Here is an 18628-nt window from a genome sequence, read left to right on the forward strand (position 1 = left end):
CAACTGGCTACCCCTGCCTAAAGTAGACATCATAAAAAATTGTGATTTCACTTGTGAATTTTGCTGGCAGTATTAATTGTGACGCATATTAGCTAAATATTTCAGATATCGGCAAGTCAATTTCTTTAAAAAGGAGGGTAGAGAAGCAGAAAGTAAAGAGGGATGAGGGAGTGGCGGGAGTTTTCTTCCCCATTTCCTCATCTTTCCTCTCCCCACCATCTCTCCTCCTTGCCCAATGTCCAATGATTATTGACCATTGACTTTGGGCTTTTCGTGTCACACTTCATTACTCAGCGGTATTTGGATTGCAAAACAGGTACGGTTTGACCCGCTTTCAACCTCGATTGTTCCTCCTAAGTGTTTGGTAAGTTTCTGTACTAATGCTAAACCCAATCCAGTACCACCCTGCTTCCAGGGATCGTTACTGGGAATGCGGTAAAACTTATCGAAAATTCGGGGTATTTCAGCACTAGGAATTTCTACACCAGAATTAATCACTTGAAATTGGATATTGTGAGCTTTTAATTGGGCGGAAATAGTAATTTCTGCATCTGGAGGGCTGAATTTACAGGCATTGGTGAGCAGTTCTATTAAAATACGTTCTAGGCTGAATGGATCGCAGGCTACTAAAGGAAGATTAGCTGCTACGCTGAGACGCAACTTTTGCTCGCAAGAATTACGGTTGCGTGCTTTAAAGACTTCTACCACTCGCCACAGCCATTGCTGTACTTGAATAGTTTCAAGTACTAAAGGCTTTGCACCTGTATCTAACCTTTGCAAATCTAAGAAGTTACTAATGAGATTAATTTCGCGATCGCACTCATTATCTAAAATTTCATAATAGCGAGATGCTTTCGAGCGTTCTGCTTGTGGCTTTGTCATTTCTGACAAAAAGTTTTGCTCTTGATTTAGTGCAATTCCCAGCATTTGAATCGCCATTTTCATATTAGTTAATGGTGTACGTAATTCGTGGGAAACCGTACTTAGAAATTCATCTTTGAGGCGATTGAGGCTTTCCATTTCCTCTAATTGCGCCTGCACAGCTTCTTGGCTATCTTTTAAAGCAACTTCTGCTAACTTACGCTCTGTAATATCTATGCAGCATCCAATGTAACCTACAAACTTGCCATTGGGCGTAAACCTAGGAACGCCACTATCTAAAATCCAACGATATTCTCCATCATGTCGTTTGAGGCGATATTCCATCTCAAATTTGCCTCTTGCATGAAAAGCAGAATCATAGATTTCTTGGCAAAATTCTTGGTCTTGTGGATGTACTCCTTCCAGCCAGCCTAATCCTTGCTGCTGCTCCATACTACGTCCCGTAAATTTTAACCAAGATTGATTAAAAAAGGTAAACAGTCCATCAATTCCTGCCATCCATAACATTACTGGTGCAGTATTAGCCATCGTGTGAAAGCGTTGTTCGCTTTCTCGTAAAGCATCTTCTGCCTGTTTGTGCGCAGTAATATCTTCTAAAACCATGAGAATATGGGGATTTTTTCGCGGACATTTCTCAATAGAGTCAGCATCTATAAGATACTTTTCATCCTCATCAAGTAAAAACCGCGCTACAACTTTTACCCACAAAATCTTACTGGCAGGACAATCTAAACGAAATTCCCAGTTGGCAGTTTCACTATGAGATGAATTATTAAATAAGTCTCTAAACGCATCAAATAATCTTTGTTTATCTGAATGTTCAAATAAGTTAAAAACAGACGTATTAATCAATTCTTCTACGGTGTAGCCGAGACATTTGGCACCAAACTGATTAACAGATAAAATTATTCCACTGGTATCCAAACTGAAATATACAGAAGGAATATTTTCATAAAGCCTACGGTAGAACTTAAGTTCCTCTTGGTGAGGATACAGAGTTTCTGATGGAGAAATTTCTAAATCACAGGCTCGTTCAGGTACAAGTTCCAAGTGTGCAGGCGTTGCATACAAGATATCTTGTTGTTCGCGAGTGTTATGCCATACCGATTGCTGATTGCGGCTCATAAGACTGAATAACTTGCACCCAAAGACTGATACAGACAAGGGCAGGAATAAAAAAAGATTATTATACTGTTTCTAAATTGTTTTTTGCTCTAAAGAACCAAAAACTTATGTAACAAATATAATCACTATTTTGTCATTTGTAATTTTTAGTTCAAAGTAATCAATAAATATGTTTAGTAAAATACATTATTTTATTTTTTTAATTTAAAAATCCAAACTCATCTCAGAACTGCTGTTTAAAAGCAGTTTAGATCGGATTATCTTTCTTAGTAATCTCTTAAAAAAGAATAAGCAATATTACTTATTTGAGTCAGTAATTTAGCAGGTAAATATTCGATCGATTCACTAATTTGTAGCTATTCAACCAAGAAAAATTTCTAGTTCAGCACGGGTGAGGTCACGCCACTGCCCTGGTTGTAGATTATGTAATTGTAAGTGAGCGATACTTACCCTAACCAATCGCAGAGTTGGGAACCCTACAGCCGCAGTCATTCGCCGCACCTGACGATTTTTTCCTTCAGTTAAAGTTATTTCTAGCCAAGCTGTAGGTACATTTTTCCGAAACCTAATTGGGGGATTGCGATCGCCTACAGATGGTTCTTCTAATAATAAGCGGACTTTTGCTGGTCGAGTGCGGTAATCTTGAATTTTTATACCTGTTTGCAATTTATTGATAGCCTCGGCATCCGGAATTCGTTCTACCTGCGCCCAATAAGTACGTTCGTGCCCAAATCGAGGATTGGCAAGACGATGTTGCAATTGTCCATTGTTCGTCAACAGTAGTAACCCTTCACTATCCCAATCTAAACGCCCTACAGGATACACATCAGGCACGGGAATATAGTCTTTCAGGGTACGGTGTTTGGGAGTTTCCTGCGTAAATTGGCTCAGAACGCCATAGGGTTTGTGAAAAATAATATATCTGTATTTGGACATAGGGCATTGGTCATTTTGTTATTTGTTCCTTTGCTTCCTTGTTCTCCCTATCTTCCCTATTTCCCACACCCCGCGCCGACTGACAGAATTAAGCAAGAGCTTGGGCATTCTAAGAACAAGAATACAGTCAAGGGTGAATGATGCCAAGTTCCAAAATCTGTCGGCGGTCTTTCTTGTTTTTGGGAGGTGCTGCCTTGGCATACGGATTAACACTAGCACTACCAGTTACAGCTCAACCTGTACAAGTGAAGAAGGGTAAGGTTAACGGTATTTCTTTTTATCAAACAATTATCGATCTCACTGATCCCAATACTTTCATGACTATTGGATTAGCAAATAATGCAACTTTTGCTAACACTATGCAGAAAACCAGTGGTGATGAAGAATTTAACAACCTAGTAGCCCGTCATCGTGCTGCTGTCATTGCTAATGGTACTTTTTTTGCGAAAAATGCCCAAAAAACAGTCATGGGTAATATGGTGGCAGAAGGTAGATTTCTGAAATACAGCCAGTGGGAAAACTTTGGTACAACCTTAGGGTTGCGAGTCGGGAATCAACCAGAAATGGTGACAGCAAGAGTTGATGGTAAACCTCAATGGCATCAACATTGGTTTTCAATCACCTGCGGCCCTAGACTTTTACGCCAAGGAGAGATTTGGCTGCAACCAACTATTGAAGGCTTCAAAGATCCTGCTGTTTTAGGCACTGGTGCGCGGACAGCAATTGGGTTTCCTGTTGATGGAAAAAAGCTGTTTTTGGTAAATTTTGATATTGCCTTAAATTTGCAGCAAGAAGCGCAAGCGATGAAAGCCATTGGCTGTTATGAAGCAATGAATTTAGATGGTGGTGCATCGAAAGCTTTAGCTGCCAATGGTAAAATTTTAGTCCCTGCTGGAAGGCCACTGACGAATGTAATTGTGGTCTATGATACTAAGAATCCTGCGCCAAGAACTTTACAACAAGCATGGGTCAGGTTTCAAAAAGGCAATCGCTCGGCACTCGCTGGTGGTTAACTTAGAGGTACAAGATTGCGATCGCAGCAAAAACAATAACAGCAAAAGGCTGAACGCTGGCCTCAAAAGTTGCGTCAGTTGGGGATTGAACCTGATGACATTTAATCAACAGCAGTCGTCTCTTCTATGATAAGAAAAAACCCCGACCCAAGAGTCGGGGAATATCGTGTAGGTTCAATGTATACCTGTATTCTTTGTACCAAGTAAAAATGAAGAAAATCTGAGGATTGATGAGCAACCAGATATTTCTATCAAAATAAAAACCCCGATCGGGCAATCGGGGTAATATTCTAATTCCGTCTTATTTTTAGACATTATTTTTTTAACAGATAAATGTGAAGAAAATGTGAGGTCTAAGGATGATCTGCTTGCCGATGGCAGCTTGCTCATTCTCAACATGGAAGGGATAGGCGACCCACTCACCTCAGGATTTGTTAACCCCCTTGCTCCTAGCCGTAAGCAAAATGGTACAATCTACATCCATGCTAGGGGTGCCGGAATAACAAGGCTGAGATCACACCCTTAACACCTGAGTCTGGGTAATACCAGCGGAGGGAAGCTGTTTATCGAGGAATTCAATATGCGGACAGAATGGGTTGCCAAGCGGCGTGGGCAGAGCAATGTGACTCAAATGCACTACGCGCGTCAGGGTGTTATCACTGAAGAAATGCACTATGTCGCCCAGAGGGAAAATCTTCCCGCCGATCTCATTCGTGAGGAAGTGGCGCGGGGAAGGATGATTATCCCAGCTAATATTAATCACACTAACCTAGAGCCAATGTGCATTGGCATTGCTTCTAAATGTAAAGTAAATGCCAATATTGGAGCTTCACCCAACTCTTCCAATCTTCAAGAAGAAGTAGATAAGCTGAAACTAGCAGTGAAGTATGGTGCTGATACTGTGATGGACTTATCCACAGGCGGCGGTAATTTGGATGAAATTCGTACCGCTATTATCAACGCCTCACCTGTCCCGATTGGGACAGTACCAGTTTACCAGGCTTTAGAAAGCGTCCACGGCACTATTGAAAAACTTACCCCTGATGACTTTCTTCATGTCATCGAAAAACACGCCCAGCAAGGAGTAGACTACCAAACTATCCACGCGGGAATTTTGTTAGAGCATTTGCCCTTGGTGAGAAGCCGCATCACTGGAATTGTCTCTCGTGGCGGTGGTATTTTGGCAAGGTGGATGTTATATCATCACAAACAAAATCCTCTATACACCCACTTCCGGGACATTATTGAAATTTTCAAGAAGTATGATGTCTCCTTTAGTTTAGGTGATTCCCTACGCCCTGGCTGCACTCATGATGCCTCAGATGCTGCGCAATTAGCAGAATTGAAAACCCTTGGACAGCTCACCCGTAGAGCCTGGGAAGATAACGTACAGGTGATGGTAGAAGGCCCTGGACACGTACCAATGGATCAAATTGAGTTTAACGTCCGCAAGCAAATGGAAGAGTGTTCTGAAGCGCCTTTCTACGTGCTGGGGCCATTGGTGACAGATATTGCTCCTGGTTATGACCACATTACCTCAGCTATAGGCGCAGCAATGGCTGGTTGGTACGGTACAGCAATGCTATGCTATGTCACACCTAAAGAACACCTAGGATTGCCGAATGCCGAAGATGTCCGTAATGGGTTAATAGCTTATAAGATAGCTGCACACGCGGCTGATATCGCAAGACATCGCCCAGGGGCTAGGGATAGAGATGATGAACTCTCCAAAGCCCGTTATAACTTTGACTGGAACCGTCAGTTTGAATTAGCACTCGACCCAGAAAGAGCTAAAGAATACCACGACGAAACTTTACCAGCAGATATTTATAAAACTGCTGAGTTCTGTTCGATGTGCGGGCCTAAGTTCTGTCCAATGCAAACTAAAGTTGATGCTGATGCATTGACAGAGTTAGAAAAATTCTTGGCAAAAGAAGCTGTTACCCAATCTTAAATTACTCAAGTAGGGTGGGCGTTGCCGACCCTACTACTAATTTTCATGTTCCACAATAATGCAACGTCAAAAATTGCTTTGATATCAAGCGGTAAAATAAATCCTACTCACTTTTTTTGAACATTAAACCCTCTCTTGAGATATCCCTGTTCTGTCATTTTCGCAAAACAATAATCTTAGTTAAACATTGGAATCTTGATTTAATCAAGCATTGAACTTTTATTTGCTAATAAAAACTAAAATTTCTAGCCAAAAACGGAAAATTCAAGCTCCAAAAGACTTTCACCGATAGGCTTTTCCTACTTTGACATAAAAAAATATCCCCTACCCCATTCAAGGTAGGGGGTTTAGTGAATTTTATATCTTTTGTAAAACTACTTAACAGAGACAGCATCAACATCGATAGTGCTTGCGGTGGAGGTAGAATCCTCAGAAGTGTTTGGGTTATCAACGTTGATACCCTTACGGGCTTTCCAGCCTTCAATAACTAATCCAGACACCTCAGTAACTAACAGGGTCAACAGTAAAACATCATCAACTTCTCCCACAATGGGTATAAAATCTGGGGCGATATCAATAGGACTGAGAATATAAACAATAGTTCCTAAAATTACCCACCAACGGTACTTTGGATTCCGAAGCAGATCGCGATACCAAGTGTAAACTGATTGGATTGAAAATTTCATGTTTTTAACCTCCAGTTACCTTTAATTTTGACAAATTATTCTTAAAAATCCTGGTGGGAATAACCGCCCAACTTAGTCTGGAAGATGCGACACTCATCTTTCAGGAAATATGGCTGTTCTTTTTTAACGTAAAATTTTTCACAAATATTGTATGAATATCTTATGTGAGAATACTAACAACCTAAGTATTTATTTTGCTTATTGAGCGTAAATTTACTTAATTTAAGCTAGAGAAAAACGTAACTTAACGATGAACAAGCATGATTTCGGCATATTTAAAACGTTTCCTCTACAGATGGTTCTCATTATGCCGTTTGTCTTGCAAATCTTTGCAGCAATGGATTTAGTAAGCTACTTGTCATTTAATGAATGGACAAAAAGCTGTCAACGACTTATCCCTCTTCTAAGAAACAGAAATGTTTCTTTACATCCATTGGGAATGCGATTGCTTTCCTCAGACGCTTTTGTTACTTCAGGGAAAGAAAAATAGTCAGAAATTCAACTGGCGATGGGGAAACTGATTGGAGAAGCACGAAAATCATTCATGAAACCAATTAATTTCAAAAAGCAACGTTTCATGCCAGGAATGTTAAAGACTGTGAGCCAAGGTTGAATCAAACAGTAAAAAATATATGGTTGAATAATCAATCTTAGGTTATTTAAGGCACTCTTCCATGTAGTGCCGGATTCCCAGTAAGGATGTTTGCTATATACAGCAAGATTAGAGTCTGTACAAGTTGATACTCCCACAGTAGATGTTGTGCTTGATTGCTGATGAAATTGGAAGTAACTGGCTTGAATACTGACTAATAGATAGGCACTAAAAATAATTTCCCACCACCGTTCAATACTAGCATAATCAGTTAGGCGGAAATCAGCCCAGGAGCGAATTGCAACGATAAACTCCAGTTCTAACTTTTCTAGATAGCTGATTACAGCTCCACTTTCTCCGTACAAACTATCCGCTAAAACTAACTTGATTTTAAATCCCCATTCTTTCAACTCTTGAATAATCTCTATTGCTATTTGGGGTTTACTCTTATATTCATCTCCTGATTTCATGCGGTTTTTAGGCTTAAATATTTTAAACATTAATGGATAAGTAATCCCATCTACTACCCCATAAGCATTTACTGATACTATTCCATTCTCTGTCTTGCCTAAATTTCCAATATATTGGCGAGTTACATAATCTGTTGCTTTCCCCTTTTTCTTGTCTCCTGTTTCGTCAATACATAAAATTATTTCTCTTTCTCCAATCAATATTTTTGTTAACCACAGCCTAATTTCTCTTAACTTTTTGACATCCCACAGTGCATCTCTCAAAAAATGATGTAGTGATTGACCGTCTTTTAACTCTGCTATTTTCGCTATCTCTGGTAGCGATTTATTCCGGATTTCTGAGAGCATTCCCAAGTGTAAATATTTGAATGCTTCAAAATTTCTTACATCCTCAAATAATGAATCATAGTGTTGACAGTAGTTATCGATGAATGCGACTGTGCTTGCTGCCTGTCTGCGTGGCGTAACCATCCCCTTCAATTACTGTTTCCGATTTCCTTCCTGATTATACTCCTCCCGTAGTAACAAAAGAGGGATGAAAGTACGCTGTTGATTTTGCAACACCGTCTCAAAGACAAACTAGAACGTCCAGCAATTGCCGTCATTCGCGATTACGGTCACTTGCTCCAAGTAGAATGCTATCCCGGACAACTCAATCAAGTTTTGATGAATATTTGGGTGAATGCCATAAATGCTTTAGACGAATTAAATCTCAAGCGCACCGATCTAGAGATAGAAGAAAATCCCAGGCAAATTACCATTCGCACCTCAGTTAACGATTCGCAATGGGTGGAAATTGCGTTGGCGAAGCCCCGCTGAAGGCATCGCTGATAACGCCTTAGGAATGCCAGAAGACGTGAAAAACCGCATCTTCAATCCCTTCTTCACCACTAAACCCGTGGGTAAAGGCACAGGTATGGGCATGGCAATCGGCTATCAAATTATTAACGAAAAACATCAAGGCAAATTGTTGTGTTTTTCTATCCTGGGTGAAGGAACTGAATTTGTCATTCAATTGCCTATCCAGCAGCAAGTTAGCACAGCAGCCTCAAGGACTTAACGCCATTTTTTATTAAAACTTTTACAGCTAAACTAACTCTCAAATCCTGATATTCTTGCCTCTAACTTACTAAGCACAATTCTCTAGCCCACATTACCTTTTCAGTTTTTCGAGAAATTTATTTTTTGGAAGCCCCTCATTTTGCATTAATCTCTAGAATTAAAATGCTTTAGCAAATTTGCTCTAGATATGGCGGGAGGAGATTGAAACAGTGGATATTTTAGATTTGTTTTACAAGGGCGGCCCAGCAATGTGGCCTTTGCTAGCGCTATCGATTTTAGCTTTAAGCGTAATTTTTGAGCGTTTGTGGTTCTGGCTGCGAATTCTTACTCAAGAAAAAGAAATAGTCGATCGCGTTCTGGATGCTGCTGCTGATAATTGGGAAACAGCCGCGGACATTGCCAAACAAGCAACTAATCAACCCATCGGTAGGTTTCTCTTCGCTCCCTTACGCTTATTGAAACCCGATCCAGAGACTTTTCGATTAGCATTGGAAGCCACCGCAGAAGATGAGTTAGCGGGAATGCGGCGAGGTGAAAAACTTTTAGAAGCTGTAATTGCTCTCGCACCACTGTTAGGTTTGTTAGGTACGGTTTTAGGCTTAATCCGTTCTTTACGCGCAATTCGGATTGGCGACTTGGGAACTGAATCTACAGCTGGGGTGACTACAGGTATTGGTGAATCCCTAATTAGTACAGCAACTGGTCTAATTGTGGCTATTGTAAGTTTGGTATTTTACCGCCTATTTCAAAGTTTTGTCGTCAACCAGGTAAAAGTTTTTCGGAAAGCTGGGAACGATCTGGAGCTACTCTACCGTCAGTCGCCACCTGACTTTAGCAATAGCCCATCAATAATTACGCGGGAACCTTCACGGGAAAATTTTACCCCACCCCGAAAACGAGGTAGAAACAAATTTTCTGATTCACCAGAAATTTCCGATGGAACTGATTCTTTAGATTCTTAACTATTTTTAAGAATTTTATCCTGGAACCAAACACACATAAGAGTAAGACAATGAAAGTTAATTTGCATACTCCGGTTGAAGATTTCCAAATTCAACTCATTCCCTTAATTGATGTCGTTTTTTGTATCCTGACATTTTTTCTGTTAGCAGCTTTGCAATTCACTCGCCAACAAGCAATAAATATTGATTTGCCTAAAGCCAACACTGGCACCTCACCCACAGCTAGTTTACAGGGTACTAGCAATATATTACCTGTGACTATTGATGCTGTTGGTCAAACTTACGTGGAAAAACAAATGGTCAGACGAGATCAATTGGCAGATATTTTAAAGAAGTATGTTCAAGAAAACCCCAATGGTGTTTTGGTGCTGAATGCGTCGCGGACAGCAACATACAACGATGTAATTGAGACATTGGATTTACTGCGACAAGTAGGAGGCGATCGCGTATCTTTGGGAATTATACCGGGGCCATCTCAAACATCTTCTTCAACTCAGCCAGTGATTCCATCTTTCCCCATTAATCCTGGTACTAATCCTGTACCAAATAACGCACCTGTACCAGGAATCAATCCCCAAGGTAACATTAATCCCAACTTTCCCATTAACCCTAATCAACCTCAAACAGGGCGTAATCTTAATCCTGTTAATCCAGAGATTGCTCCTAGAGTTCCCAACCAGCCTGTAGCACCAGGAAAAAATAACTCTACTCCTTAAAGGTTATACTGACTCAACAGAGAAAGTAACCCTTACCCTAGAAGCTTCTACACAAATAAAGATGGAAAGACAAGGAGGAAAAACCTATTTTCTTGTATAGGCGCTACTCCTGCGTATTTGGCAAGCTAACCTCCTTGTAATACCATTTTGGCTTTGAGATTGTGTAGTGAGAATTGCAGTCTGCATCTGAGTTGTGTCAATCCATCTGATGCAATCATTTTTGTAATTGGTAACTATTCAAGCAGAATTAATACACAATTTAATTGCTTTATTTCGCTTCGCTCGCAATGACTGGAGATATTTTTGTTATCTGCTCTAAAACCTAAAGATAACCAAAATAAATTTTGAATAAATAAAAAAAATCTGCTAATTTACAAGTAATTAGTTAATTTCCAAAGTTTTTCTTCGATATCTCCTGCCTTAGTTTCTACGCTGTTCGCCATTCACGTTTCAGGGGTTGTGGCAATGAATGAAATTTGGACAGTTATAATTGTTTGGCTGGTAACATCTATTAGCTTGTTAATTATTAGCAAGCTACCTTTAGGAGTAGAAATTGATACTCCTAATAAAGCTTTCCTATCAGCCGCCGTGCTTGGCATTGTCACGACATTAGTAAGGCCAATTCTGCGTCTTTTATTTGCAGTACCAAGTTTGTTGACCTTTAACTTATTATCCGGCTTATTCACCTTTATGATTGCCGTTGTTTGTTTTAGTATTGCGGCTTGGTTAGTAGAAGGCTTTCGCTTACGTTTCGGTATTTGGAGTGCTGTCTTAGGAGCGTTTGCACTCACCATTATCAACAATTTGATCTATCGTTTATTAGGTGTATAAATTTTAAATAAAAACCACTCTCAAGTCCAAAGTAAATAGTCCACAGTTGATAGTATAAAGCTCCTTACTATTGACTATGGACTATTGCCTATTAACTATTCATTAGCACCTGGAGGAGCAACTGAAGTAGTTGATTGTTGTTTGCGCTGTTCGCGTTTTTTGCGATCGGCGGAGAGCATATCTGCCATCACTACTAGTGCTTGTGCTATTTTGTCTAGGTTTGAGCGATACAGATCCAAATCTTTACTTAATTTTTCATCAGACAGATGCAAGCCACTAGCTATATTTTTTAGAGCTTCGTTGCGTTGTTTTTCGTCTTTTACTAATTCTGGATCTGACAGTTCTAATAAAGAAAATAACCCAATTGCAAACAAGCGGCTGTATTTAAAGTTAGGATTATTGGCGATCGCTTGTAATTGGTCTTGCAAGTCAGCATCTCGATTTAAGCTCGTGCTTTGACTGAGCCACGCAATTAGATCGTTAACTGGCAAACTTTTAGCCAATTCTCGTAATCTTTCAGCATCCTGCTTGTAGCGTTGCTCATCCTGCTCTACAGCCTGACATAAGGCACTAAAAATCGATTCCTTATCCCGTTCCGGTTGATAGCCTTGCATGAAGCGGTCAAAGGTAGTGACGACGCCCAAGCCATAAATCGGATTGTAGCTAAAATCGGCATTTACTGACAGCAGATGCATTTCCACCATCAATTCTTCCACTACCCGACGATAAATCGTATTGATTGGACGGGTGTGAAGCGTGTAGAAAGTTCGCTTTGTATCAGAAACAGTACGGACGTTATTCACAAAGAAAATGTTAAGGGCGACGTATTTTTATTGTCTCGCTTAAGGGCTACTTTGCCAAGTTCGGGTTTCAACTTGTGAGTGGGCGGTTTACAATATTTTCACTCAAACACCCTCTAAAGCTGCATATCTTGCGGTCTAGTTGAGGCTGTCAATAGTCATTAGCTAAATAACTTATAACTATTGACTCTGGACTCTGGACTATTGATAAATTGTGCATCTAAATCTATGAGCTTACCTTCACAGCTAACAGATCTAGCTGAATACCTGGCTGGTGAATTTGACAATAAAGAACAAGCGATCGCCGATCCTGTTTGGTACGTTCACTTGCGCCTATGGCACAGGCCAGTTAATTTGTTTTCCGAAGACAGTATGACTTTGTTTGCCGAACAAGCTAATATTATTAACCTAGAGAATCCTTACCGCCAGAGAATTATGCGGTTAAAGGCAGGGTCTGACATTGAAGCACCCCTGCAAATTCAATATTATATGCCTAAAGATCCAGGCAGTTTACAAGGTGCAGGTCGCAATCCAGCTTTACTCGATACTTTGACTCCTGACCAATTAGAGTTATTACCAGGTTGCGTACTTACTGTCACCCAGCAAAAAATAGCGCCTCACGGCTATAAGTTTGTCGCCACTCCTCTACCAGATACTAGTTGTACTTTTACTTATTTAGGTAACACTGTGCAAGTTTCTTTAGGTTTTGAAGCCTCTGCCGCAGAATTTCACAGCTACGATAAAGGTATTGATAGAGAAACTGGCAAAGCTACTTGGGGCGCTGTTTTAGGCCCTTATCGCTACACTAAGCGAAATCAGTTCTGAGTTTTGAGTGTTGAGTCACCGAAGTTTGCCCGGAGGGAAACCCTCCTTGCAACTTCTCGCTGAGTACGAAGTTGCAGAAAATAGCTACTATCTATACTGTTATATTTTTTACCTTTTCTTAATTCTTCCAATTCAGCAATACCAGTGACTATAACTTTGGCAACCAAAGGAAGACGCTGGCTTCTCAAAACTTACAACTCAGAACAGTTTTAGCTGGCGATGCTCCGAGGTACACCTTCTAAAGCTTCCTCTTCAGTTTCAAAGATTTCAAATACTGTATCCATCATTGTGACTTCAAACACAAGTTTTGCTTCTGTATGCACATTACATATCCGGAAGCTACCCTTGAGTTTATCGGCGTCACGCATCCCCGCTACTAAAGAAGTAAGACCAGAACTATCAATAAAGTTTACCTGGCTAAGATTCACAACTACGTGGCGACTGAGTTTGGAAATACATTCCTGTAACTTCAGCCGAAATTGCCAAGCGGTGGTGATGTCTAAGCGCCCTGTCGGTGCCAAGACAATAACGGTATTACCATCTTGGGTGATGTGGGTTTTTTGCTCTATTTGAATCACTGAGCCTCCCTGCGGCAGTCCTGTCAAAGTTAACTACTGTATTTAAGGCTGTTAGTGGTGAGTCAAAAGACTTGCTTGTCTGGAAATTTCAATGCTCCTGTGACTAGGATGAAATCCAGTAACTTAGTAAATTAATTGACCCACCACTAACAGAACAATTTAGTGCTGATACTTGAGATTAACAAGCTACAGCTAAAAATGTCACCTTTTTTTACTAGGTGCTTTCTTTAGTAGTTTAACTCACTAACACAAGGGTGAGTGCCCAGGTAAGTGCTGAGTCAAGAATCAAAGAAAATGCTAGCGAACTATAGAGATGCAAAGCAAAGAACAGAAAAATTCCTATTTTTCTTTATGGGATTGTTTTGTGATGTTTTACGCCGAACTCCATACTTGTCAACGCTCATTCAGCATTATTTAGTCGGTGTCCAATTTATCCAATCTTGAGGCTTCAAGAAAGTTTCATACAGTTCGGCTTCTGGGGTATTAGCTTCTGGTTGATACCCGTATTCCCAACGCACTAAAGGTGGTAGGGACATAAGAATCGATTCTGTACGTCCGTTGGTTTGCAGACCAAAAATTGTACCCCGGTCATAAACCAAGTTAAATTCTACGTACCTTCCTCGGCGATACAGTTGGAAATTCCGTTCGCGATCGCCATAATTTATTCCATTACGCCGTTCTACAATTGGTACGTAAGCTGGCAAAAAGGCGCGACCGCAGTCTTGCACCAAAGCAAACAATTCTTCCCAAGTTCTTTGAGGTATTGTTCCGACCTGGTTGCTATATTTAGCTGCTTCTCCATTCGGGTCTGGGCCGCGATAGATAGCACCTTGACCATCTTGGTAATCTAAAAATAGACCGCCCACACCCCTAGTTTCACCGCGATGCTTGAGGTAAAAATATTCGTCACACCAGCGCTTGAATACTGGGTAATACTCTGAGTGATGTCGATCGCACGCTTGCTTGAGTGTTTGATGGAAATGTTTGGCATCTTCAGCAAATGGGTAGTAAGGTGTTAAATCCGCACCGCCGCCAAACCACCAAACTGGCCCAGCTTCAAAGTAGCGATAGTTTAAATGCACGGTAGGTACGTAGGGATTACGCGGGTGTAACACCAATGAAGTACCCGTGGCATAAAAACCGTGTCCGGCTGCTTCTGGACGTTGGGTTAAAATTGACGCTGGTAAATGGGAACCCCAAACTTCAGAAAAGTTTACACCAGCTTGTTCAAAGATTGCGCCATCACGCAGAACACGCGATCGCCCTCCACCACCTTCTGGCCGTTCCCAACTATCTTCATGAAACTTACCAACACTATCCAAATCCATCAAAGCTTGAGTAATTTCGTCTTGTAACTGTTTCATGAACTGACTGACTCTTTGTTTAGCGTCAGTTGCTGGTAGAAACTTAGATGATTCTACGTCCAGAGTTGGGGTTTGCGAGTTGATCAACATAGATTCCCGAACCTAAATTACAGTTTCCAAAAAATCAGAAATTTTTAATTAAAAAATTTCTGACCAAATTCGAGGTAAAATTCGTTTTTTCTTACTTGTCAAGCATTTATACGATTGATTAGCAAGACTAGAGTTATTTTCCCTCAAATGCGTATAGGCTTGTATATTGAACGAAGTTTTTTTTTAATTTCTTGATGGAAATATTTTGGTATTTGTACCAGACTCTGGCGGATGAGTTACTCGCACTCTTAACCTTGAGATTTCAAGGTTTTGATTAAACTCCTGAAGAATTTAACACCTGAACCAGGATAGTTTTCCACAATTCGGGGCTTGTCAACTCCCAATAATCGTACTAGTCTTTGCAACCTAAGGGGCTTGCTATAGTTAGGGCAATTTTGAGAAAGTTCGATTTGAGGGCTGAGTATTATTGCCCACCATACCAGAGTTCCCAGAAAGTGTTTAGCTAGGAGGATTAGGCAAATGCGAGGTTGTTTATCAAAATTTATTCAACGTAAACGTCGCCGATTTTGCGCTTCTCTGGTGCGAACATATCGAGAAATTAGTTCTGCTTCTGTAGATGAACTCTGGCAACAGGTGGTAAACTTCACAGACGTTTCTTGGCACCCATTACTCAAGAGTACTAACGTACCTTATGGATTAGTACCTAAACCCGGATTAATTTTTCAAGCAGTAACGCGCTTTTCGCCAATTCCCATTCGGATTTTTGTGGAGCGTGTTAATCCTCAAGAAATGTTAAGTATCAGAGTGCTGGCGATTCCTGGAATTGAGGAACGGATCACTTACCGAGTAGAGTCCACAGTTTGTGGTACTTGTTTATCCTACTCTGTCACCCTAAGGGGTTGGTTGTCACCCTTAATTTGGTCCTTGTCTCGTCCTTACGTCGATCGCGTGGCTCGTTCCCTAGTAGAAGCAGTAGAAAAAGCCGCATTGCAAGCAGTTCCCAACCAGAAAAAAAATCTCAATGACAGCTGTTTTGATTTTTAAGGTATAGGCGGATGGGGAAGATGAGGATTTAATTTTGACTATTGACTCTGGATTCTTGACAACTCCATCAAAAAACTGAATATTTACCATAGATTAAATATGTATTTTTTTTAAGTTTTATTACAGCGATCGCGGCACAAGAAAGTATCCAGTTAGTAGTTAAGTTACTTGCCACAAATGCATTTCTTGTTTTTGAAATTTGAAGTTTGAATTTTTATGTACGATGTTCTCGATTCTCGCTCGGTTCTAGAAGTGTTGCGACCAGTACAAGATCCAGAACTCCAGAAAAGTCTGGTCGAACTGAATATGATTCGCAACGTCAAAATTGATGGTGGCAAGGTGAGTTTCACTTTAGTGTTGACTACACCCGCCTGTCCTTTAAGGGAATTTATTGTTGAAGACTGTCAAAAAGCAGTGAAACAGCTGCCAGGTGTGACAGATGTCAGCGTTGAGGTGACAGCAGAAACACCCCAACAAAAAAGCTTACCCGATCGCACTGGCGTTATTGGTGTGAAAAATATCATTGCAGTTTCCAGTGGCAAAGGTGGTGTGGGTAAGAGTACTGTAGCAGTCAATGTCGCAGTTGCTTTAGCGCAGACAGGTGCAAAAGTCGGTTTACTTGATGCCGATATTTACGGCCCCAACGATCCCACCATGCTAGGACTGACTGATGCCCAAATCACAGTACGCCCTAGTGACAAAGGTGAAATACTCGAACCGGCTTTTAATCACGGCGTGAAATTAGTCTCAATGGGCTTTTTGATTGAGCGAGATCAGCCAGTAATTTGGCGGGGGCCAATGTTAAATGGCGTAATTCGTCAATTTCTCTATCAAGTGCAATGGGGAGAACTGGACTATCTAATTGTCGATATGCCACCCGGAACGGGGGATGCCCAGTTAACTTTAACCCAAGCAGTACCGATGGCAGGAGCCGTAATTGTCACTACACCCCAAAACGTAGCTCTACTAGATTCCCGTAAGGGATTGCGGATGTTCCAGCAGATGAGCGTCCCAGTATTAGGAATCGTGGAAAATATGAGCTATTTTATCCCCCCAGATATGCCAGATAAGCAGTACGATATCTTTGGTTCTGGTGGTGGTGAAAAAACAGCGGCTGAACTGGGAGTCCCGTTGTTGGGGCGCGTACCCCTAGAGATTTCTACAAGAGTTGGTGGTGACAGCGGTGTACCAATAGTCGTAGCTGACCCAGATTCCGCTTCCGCCAAAGCATTAACTGCGATCGCCTTGGCCATTGCTGGTAAAGTATCAGTTGCAGCCTTGACATAAGAAATTCCAATTCTATCTGGTTCCTAGGCCACAGCCTAGGAATACAGATTTTTAGTAGTCACTAAATTTAAAATTTACAAGTTAAAGTCTCAACTCACACAATGTTATTAAAACGTTCGCTCCCCAAAATTCGCTGGAAGTATTGGGTAAAACCTTGGCAACAAGTAGATTGGTTATTATTTTGTTTGCCTATTGCCGTTAGTATCTTTGGCGGCGTCATGATTCTCAGTACGGAATTAAAACAGCCAGTAACTGACTGGTGGTGGCACTGGCTGGTAGCTAGTATTGGTGTAGTGATTGCATTATTTTTGGCTCGTATCCGTTACGAAAATCTGCTGCAATGGCACTGGGTAACTTATGGATTGACAAACTTTAGCCTCATTGCCGTAATGCTCGCTGGTACAAGCGCTAAAGGGGCACAGCGGTGGATTAGTATTGCAGGTTTTAACGTCCAACCTTCAGAGTTTGCCAAAATAGGTATCATTATTACCCTAGCGGCGTTGCTACACAAACGCACAGCGTCCACCATTGAGAGTGTTTTTCGAGCCTTAGCAATTACTGCTATTCCTTGGGGATTAGTGTTTTTGCAACCGGACTTGGCAACATCATTGGTCTTTGGTGCGATCGTCTTAGGGATGCTTTATTGGGCAAATGCCAACCCAGGTTGGTTGATATTAATGATTTCTCCTATAGTTGCCGCTATTTTATTTAGTATCGCTTGGCCCTTATCAGAACCAATAGTTTTGTTGAAAGAATTATCCTTCAGTCCATTAGGATTATTTTGGGCGGGAGCGATGGCTATTGTTGGTTGGCAGACTCTACCGTGGCGAAAATTTGGACTGGGAGCTATAGGTGCATGGATTCTCAATATGCTTGGTGGTGAACTAGGTGTTTTTGCTTGGAATCATGTACTCAAAGAATATCAAAAAGATAGACTTAGCGTATTTATCAACCCCGAACACGACCCCCTAGGTGCTGGATATCATCTCATCCAATCTCGGATTGCCATTGGTGCAGGTGAAATTTGGGGATGGGGTCTATTCAAAGGCCCAATGACTCAGCTGAACTTTGTGCCCGAACAGCATACAGACTTTATTTTTTCAGCCGTCGGTGAAGAATTTGGTTTTGTTGGTTGTTTGGTGGTACTTTTTGTCTTCTGTTTAATTTGCTTACGCCTACTGCATGTAGCTCAAACTGCCAAAGATAATTTTGGTTCTTTATTGGCTATTGGTGTTTTGTCGATGATTGTATTTCAGCTAATTGTGAATGTTGGCATGACAGTAGGTTTAGCACCTGTAGCTGGAATTCCCCTACCCTGGATGAGTTACGGTCGCTCTGCAATGTTGACTAATTTCATTTCCTTAGGAATAGTAGAATCGGTAGCAAACTTTCGCCAACGGCAGAAGTATTATTTCTAAGTCAACATTCAAGTGTGTCTCAACTGTGTACT

General features: G+C 41.0%; 19 protein-coding genes and 1 riboswitch. Of the genes, 11 read left to right on the forward strand and 8 right to left on the reverse strand.

Annotation, left to right across the window (positions count from 1 at the left end):
• Positions 1-276: 276 nt before the first annotated feature.
• Entirely contained in the window at positions 277-2007 is a 1731-nt protein-coding gene (locus AACU33_RS33835; RefSeq protein ID WP_096594631.1) for a sensor histidine kinase, read from the reverse strand.
• Positions 2008-2367: 360 nt separating this feature from the next.
• Positions 2368-2943, reverse strand: coding sequence for an rRNA large subunit pseudouridine synthase E (locus AACU33_RS33840; RefSeq protein WP_096594632.1), 576 nt, complete (start codon positions 2941-2943; stop codon positions 2368-2370).
• Between the two features lie 140 nt (positions 2944-3083).
• On the opposite strand from AACU33_RS33840, the gene AACU33_RS33845 reads away from it, so the two are divergent.
• Both AACU33_RS33845 and thiC read left to right on the forward strand, forming a co-directional pair.
• Positions 3084-3956, forward strand: coding sequence for a phosphodiester glycosidase family protein (locus AACU33_RS33845; RefSeq protein ID WP_096594633.1), 873 nt, complete (start codon positions 3084-3086; stop codon positions 3954-3956).
• A gap of 477 nt (positions 3957-4433) precedes the next feature.
• Positions 4434-4530: riboswitch (TPP riboswitch) on the forward strand.
• 6 nt (positions 4531-4536) lie between these two features.
• Entirely contained in the window at positions 4537-5910 is a 1374-nt protein-coding gene (gene thiC / locus AACU33_RS33850) for a phosphomethylpyrimidine synthase (RefSeq protein WP_096594634.1), read from the forward strand.
• 374 nt (positions 5911-6284) lie between these two features.
• Here thiC and AACU33_RS33855 read toward each other — a convergent pair whose 3' ends face one another.
• Together AACU33_RS33855 and AACU33_RS33860 are read right to left on the reverse strand one after the other, a co-directional pair.
• On the reverse strand, positions 6285-6596 hold the full coding sequence (locus AACU33_RS33855; protein WP_096594635.1) for a YkvA family protein: 312 nt from the start codon (positions 6594-6596) through the stop codon (positions 6285-6287).
• 498 nt (positions 6597-7094) lie between these two features.
• Positions 7095-8129, reverse strand: coding sequence for an IS701 family transposase (locus AACU33_RS33860; protein ID WP_096594636.1), 1035 nt, complete (start codon positions 8127-8129; stop codon positions 7095-7097).
• Between the two features lie 84 nt (positions 8130-8213).
• Between AACU33_RS33860 and AACU33_RS37700 the strand changes: the two genes are divergently transcribed.
• From AACU33_RS37700 to AACU33_RS33880, 5 genes are all read left to right on the forward strand, one after another.
• Positions 8214-8477 carry a hypothetical protein gene (locus AACU33_RS37700; protein ID WP_445291776.1) on the forward strand — a complete coding sequence of 88 codons (264 nt, stop codon included), beginning with the start codon at positions 8214-8216 and terminating at the stop codon, positions 8475-8477.
• Entirely contained in the window at positions 8455-8718 is a 264-nt protein-coding gene (locus AACU33_RS37705) for a sensor histidine kinase (protein ID WP_445291777.1), read from the forward strand. Before AACU33_RS37700 ends, AACU33_RS37705 begins: the two co-directional genes overlap by 23 nt.
• A 211-nt stretch (positions 8719-8929) precedes the next feature.
• Positions 8930-9682, forward strand: coding sequence for a MotA/TolQ/ExbB proton channel family protein (locus AACU33_RS33870; RefSeq protein ID WP_096594637.1), 753 nt, complete (start codon positions 8930-8932; stop codon positions 9680-9682).
• A 50-nt stretch (positions 9683-9732) separates the two neighbouring features.
• Positions 9733-10398, forward strand: a complete 666-nt coding sequence (locus AACU33_RS33875; RefSeq protein ID WP_096594638.1) for an ExbD/TolR family protein — start codon at positions 9733-9735, stop codon at positions 10396-10398.
• A 465-nt stretch (positions 10399-10863) separates the two neighbouring features.
• Positions 10864-11229: a phage holin family protein gene (locus AACU33_RS33880; protein ID WP_096594639.1), complete on the forward strand. Its 366-nt coding sequence runs from the start codon at positions 10864-10866 to the stop codon at positions 11227-11229.
• A 95-nt stretch (positions 11230-11324) separates the two neighbouring features.
• On the opposite strand, the gene psb29 is transcribed toward AACU33_RS33880, so the two are convergent.
• Positions 11325-12032 carry a photosystem II biogenesis protein Psp29 gene (gene psb29, locus AACU33_RS33885; protein ID WP_096594640.1) on the reverse strand — a complete coding sequence of 236 codons (708 nt, stop codon included), beginning with the start codon at positions 12030-12032 and terminating at the stop codon, positions 11325-11327.
• 225 nt (positions 12033-12257) lie between these two features.
• On the opposite strand from psb29, the gene AACU33_RS33890 reads away from it, so the two are divergent.
• A complete protein-coding gene (locus AACU33_RS33890) occupies positions 12258-12854 on the forward strand; it encodes a chromophore lyase CpcT/CpeT (protein ID WP_096594641.1) in 597 nt (198 codons plus the stop codon).
• On the opposite strand, the gene AACU33_RS33895 is transcribed toward AACU33_RS33890, so the two are convergent.
• The 3 genes from AACU33_RS33895 to hemF form a co-directional block, all read right to left on the reverse strand.
• Positions 12845-13042 carry a hypothetical protein gene (locus AACU33_RS33895; RefSeq protein WP_339376436.1) on the reverse strand — a complete coding sequence of 66 codons (198 nt, stop codon included), beginning with the start codon at positions 13040-13042 and terminating at the stop codon, positions 12845-12847. The two genes, AACU33_RS33890 and AACU33_RS33895, sit on opposite strands and share 10 nt — an antisense overlap.
• Before the next feature lie 21 nt (positions 13043-13063).
• Positions 13064-13432, reverse strand: coding sequence for an STAS domain-containing protein (locus AACU33_RS33900; RefSeq protein WP_086688946.1), 369 nt, complete (start codon positions 13430-13432; stop codon positions 13064-13066).
• Between the two features lie 410 nt (positions 13433-13842).
• Positions 13843-14886 carry an oxygen-dependent coproporphyrinogen oxidase gene (gene hemF, locus AACU33_RS33905; RefSeq protein WP_096594642.1) on the reverse strand — a complete coding sequence of 348 codons (1044 nt, stop codon included), beginning with the start codon at positions 14884-14886 and terminating at the stop codon, positions 13843-13845.
• Between the two features lie 480 nt (positions 14887-15366).
• Here hemF and AACU33_RS33910 point away from each other — a divergent pair, with 480 nt between their 5' ends.
• From AACU33_RS33910 to rodA, 3 genes are all read left to right on the forward strand, one after another.
• Positions 15367-15891 (forward strand): polyketide cyclase / dehydrase and lipid transport, encoded by a 525-nt coding sequence (locus AACU33_RS33910; protein ID WP_096594643.1) that lies wholly within the window; start codon positions 15367-15369, stop codon positions 15889-15891.
• A gap of 216 nt (positions 15892-16107) precedes the next feature.
• On the forward strand, positions 16108-17178 hold the full coding sequence (locus tag AACU33_RS33915) for an Mrp/NBP35 family ATP-binding protein (RefSeq protein ID WP_096594644.1): 1071 nt from the start codon (positions 16108-16110) through the stop codon (positions 17176-17178).
• Between the two features lie 101 nt (positions 17179-17279).
• Positions 17280-18596, forward strand: a complete 1317-nt coding sequence (rodA, locus tag AACU33_RS33920; RefSeq protein ID WP_096594645.1) for a rod shape-determining protein RodA — start codon at positions 17280-17282, stop codon at positions 18594-18596.
• The last annotated feature ends 32 nt before the right edge of the window (positions 18597-18628 follow it).

This window comes from Calothrix sp. NIES-2098, from assembly GCF_963875125.1.
Classification (GTDB): domain Bacteria; phylum Cyanobacteriota; class Cyanobacteriia; order Cyanobacteriales; family Nostocaceae; genus Aulosira.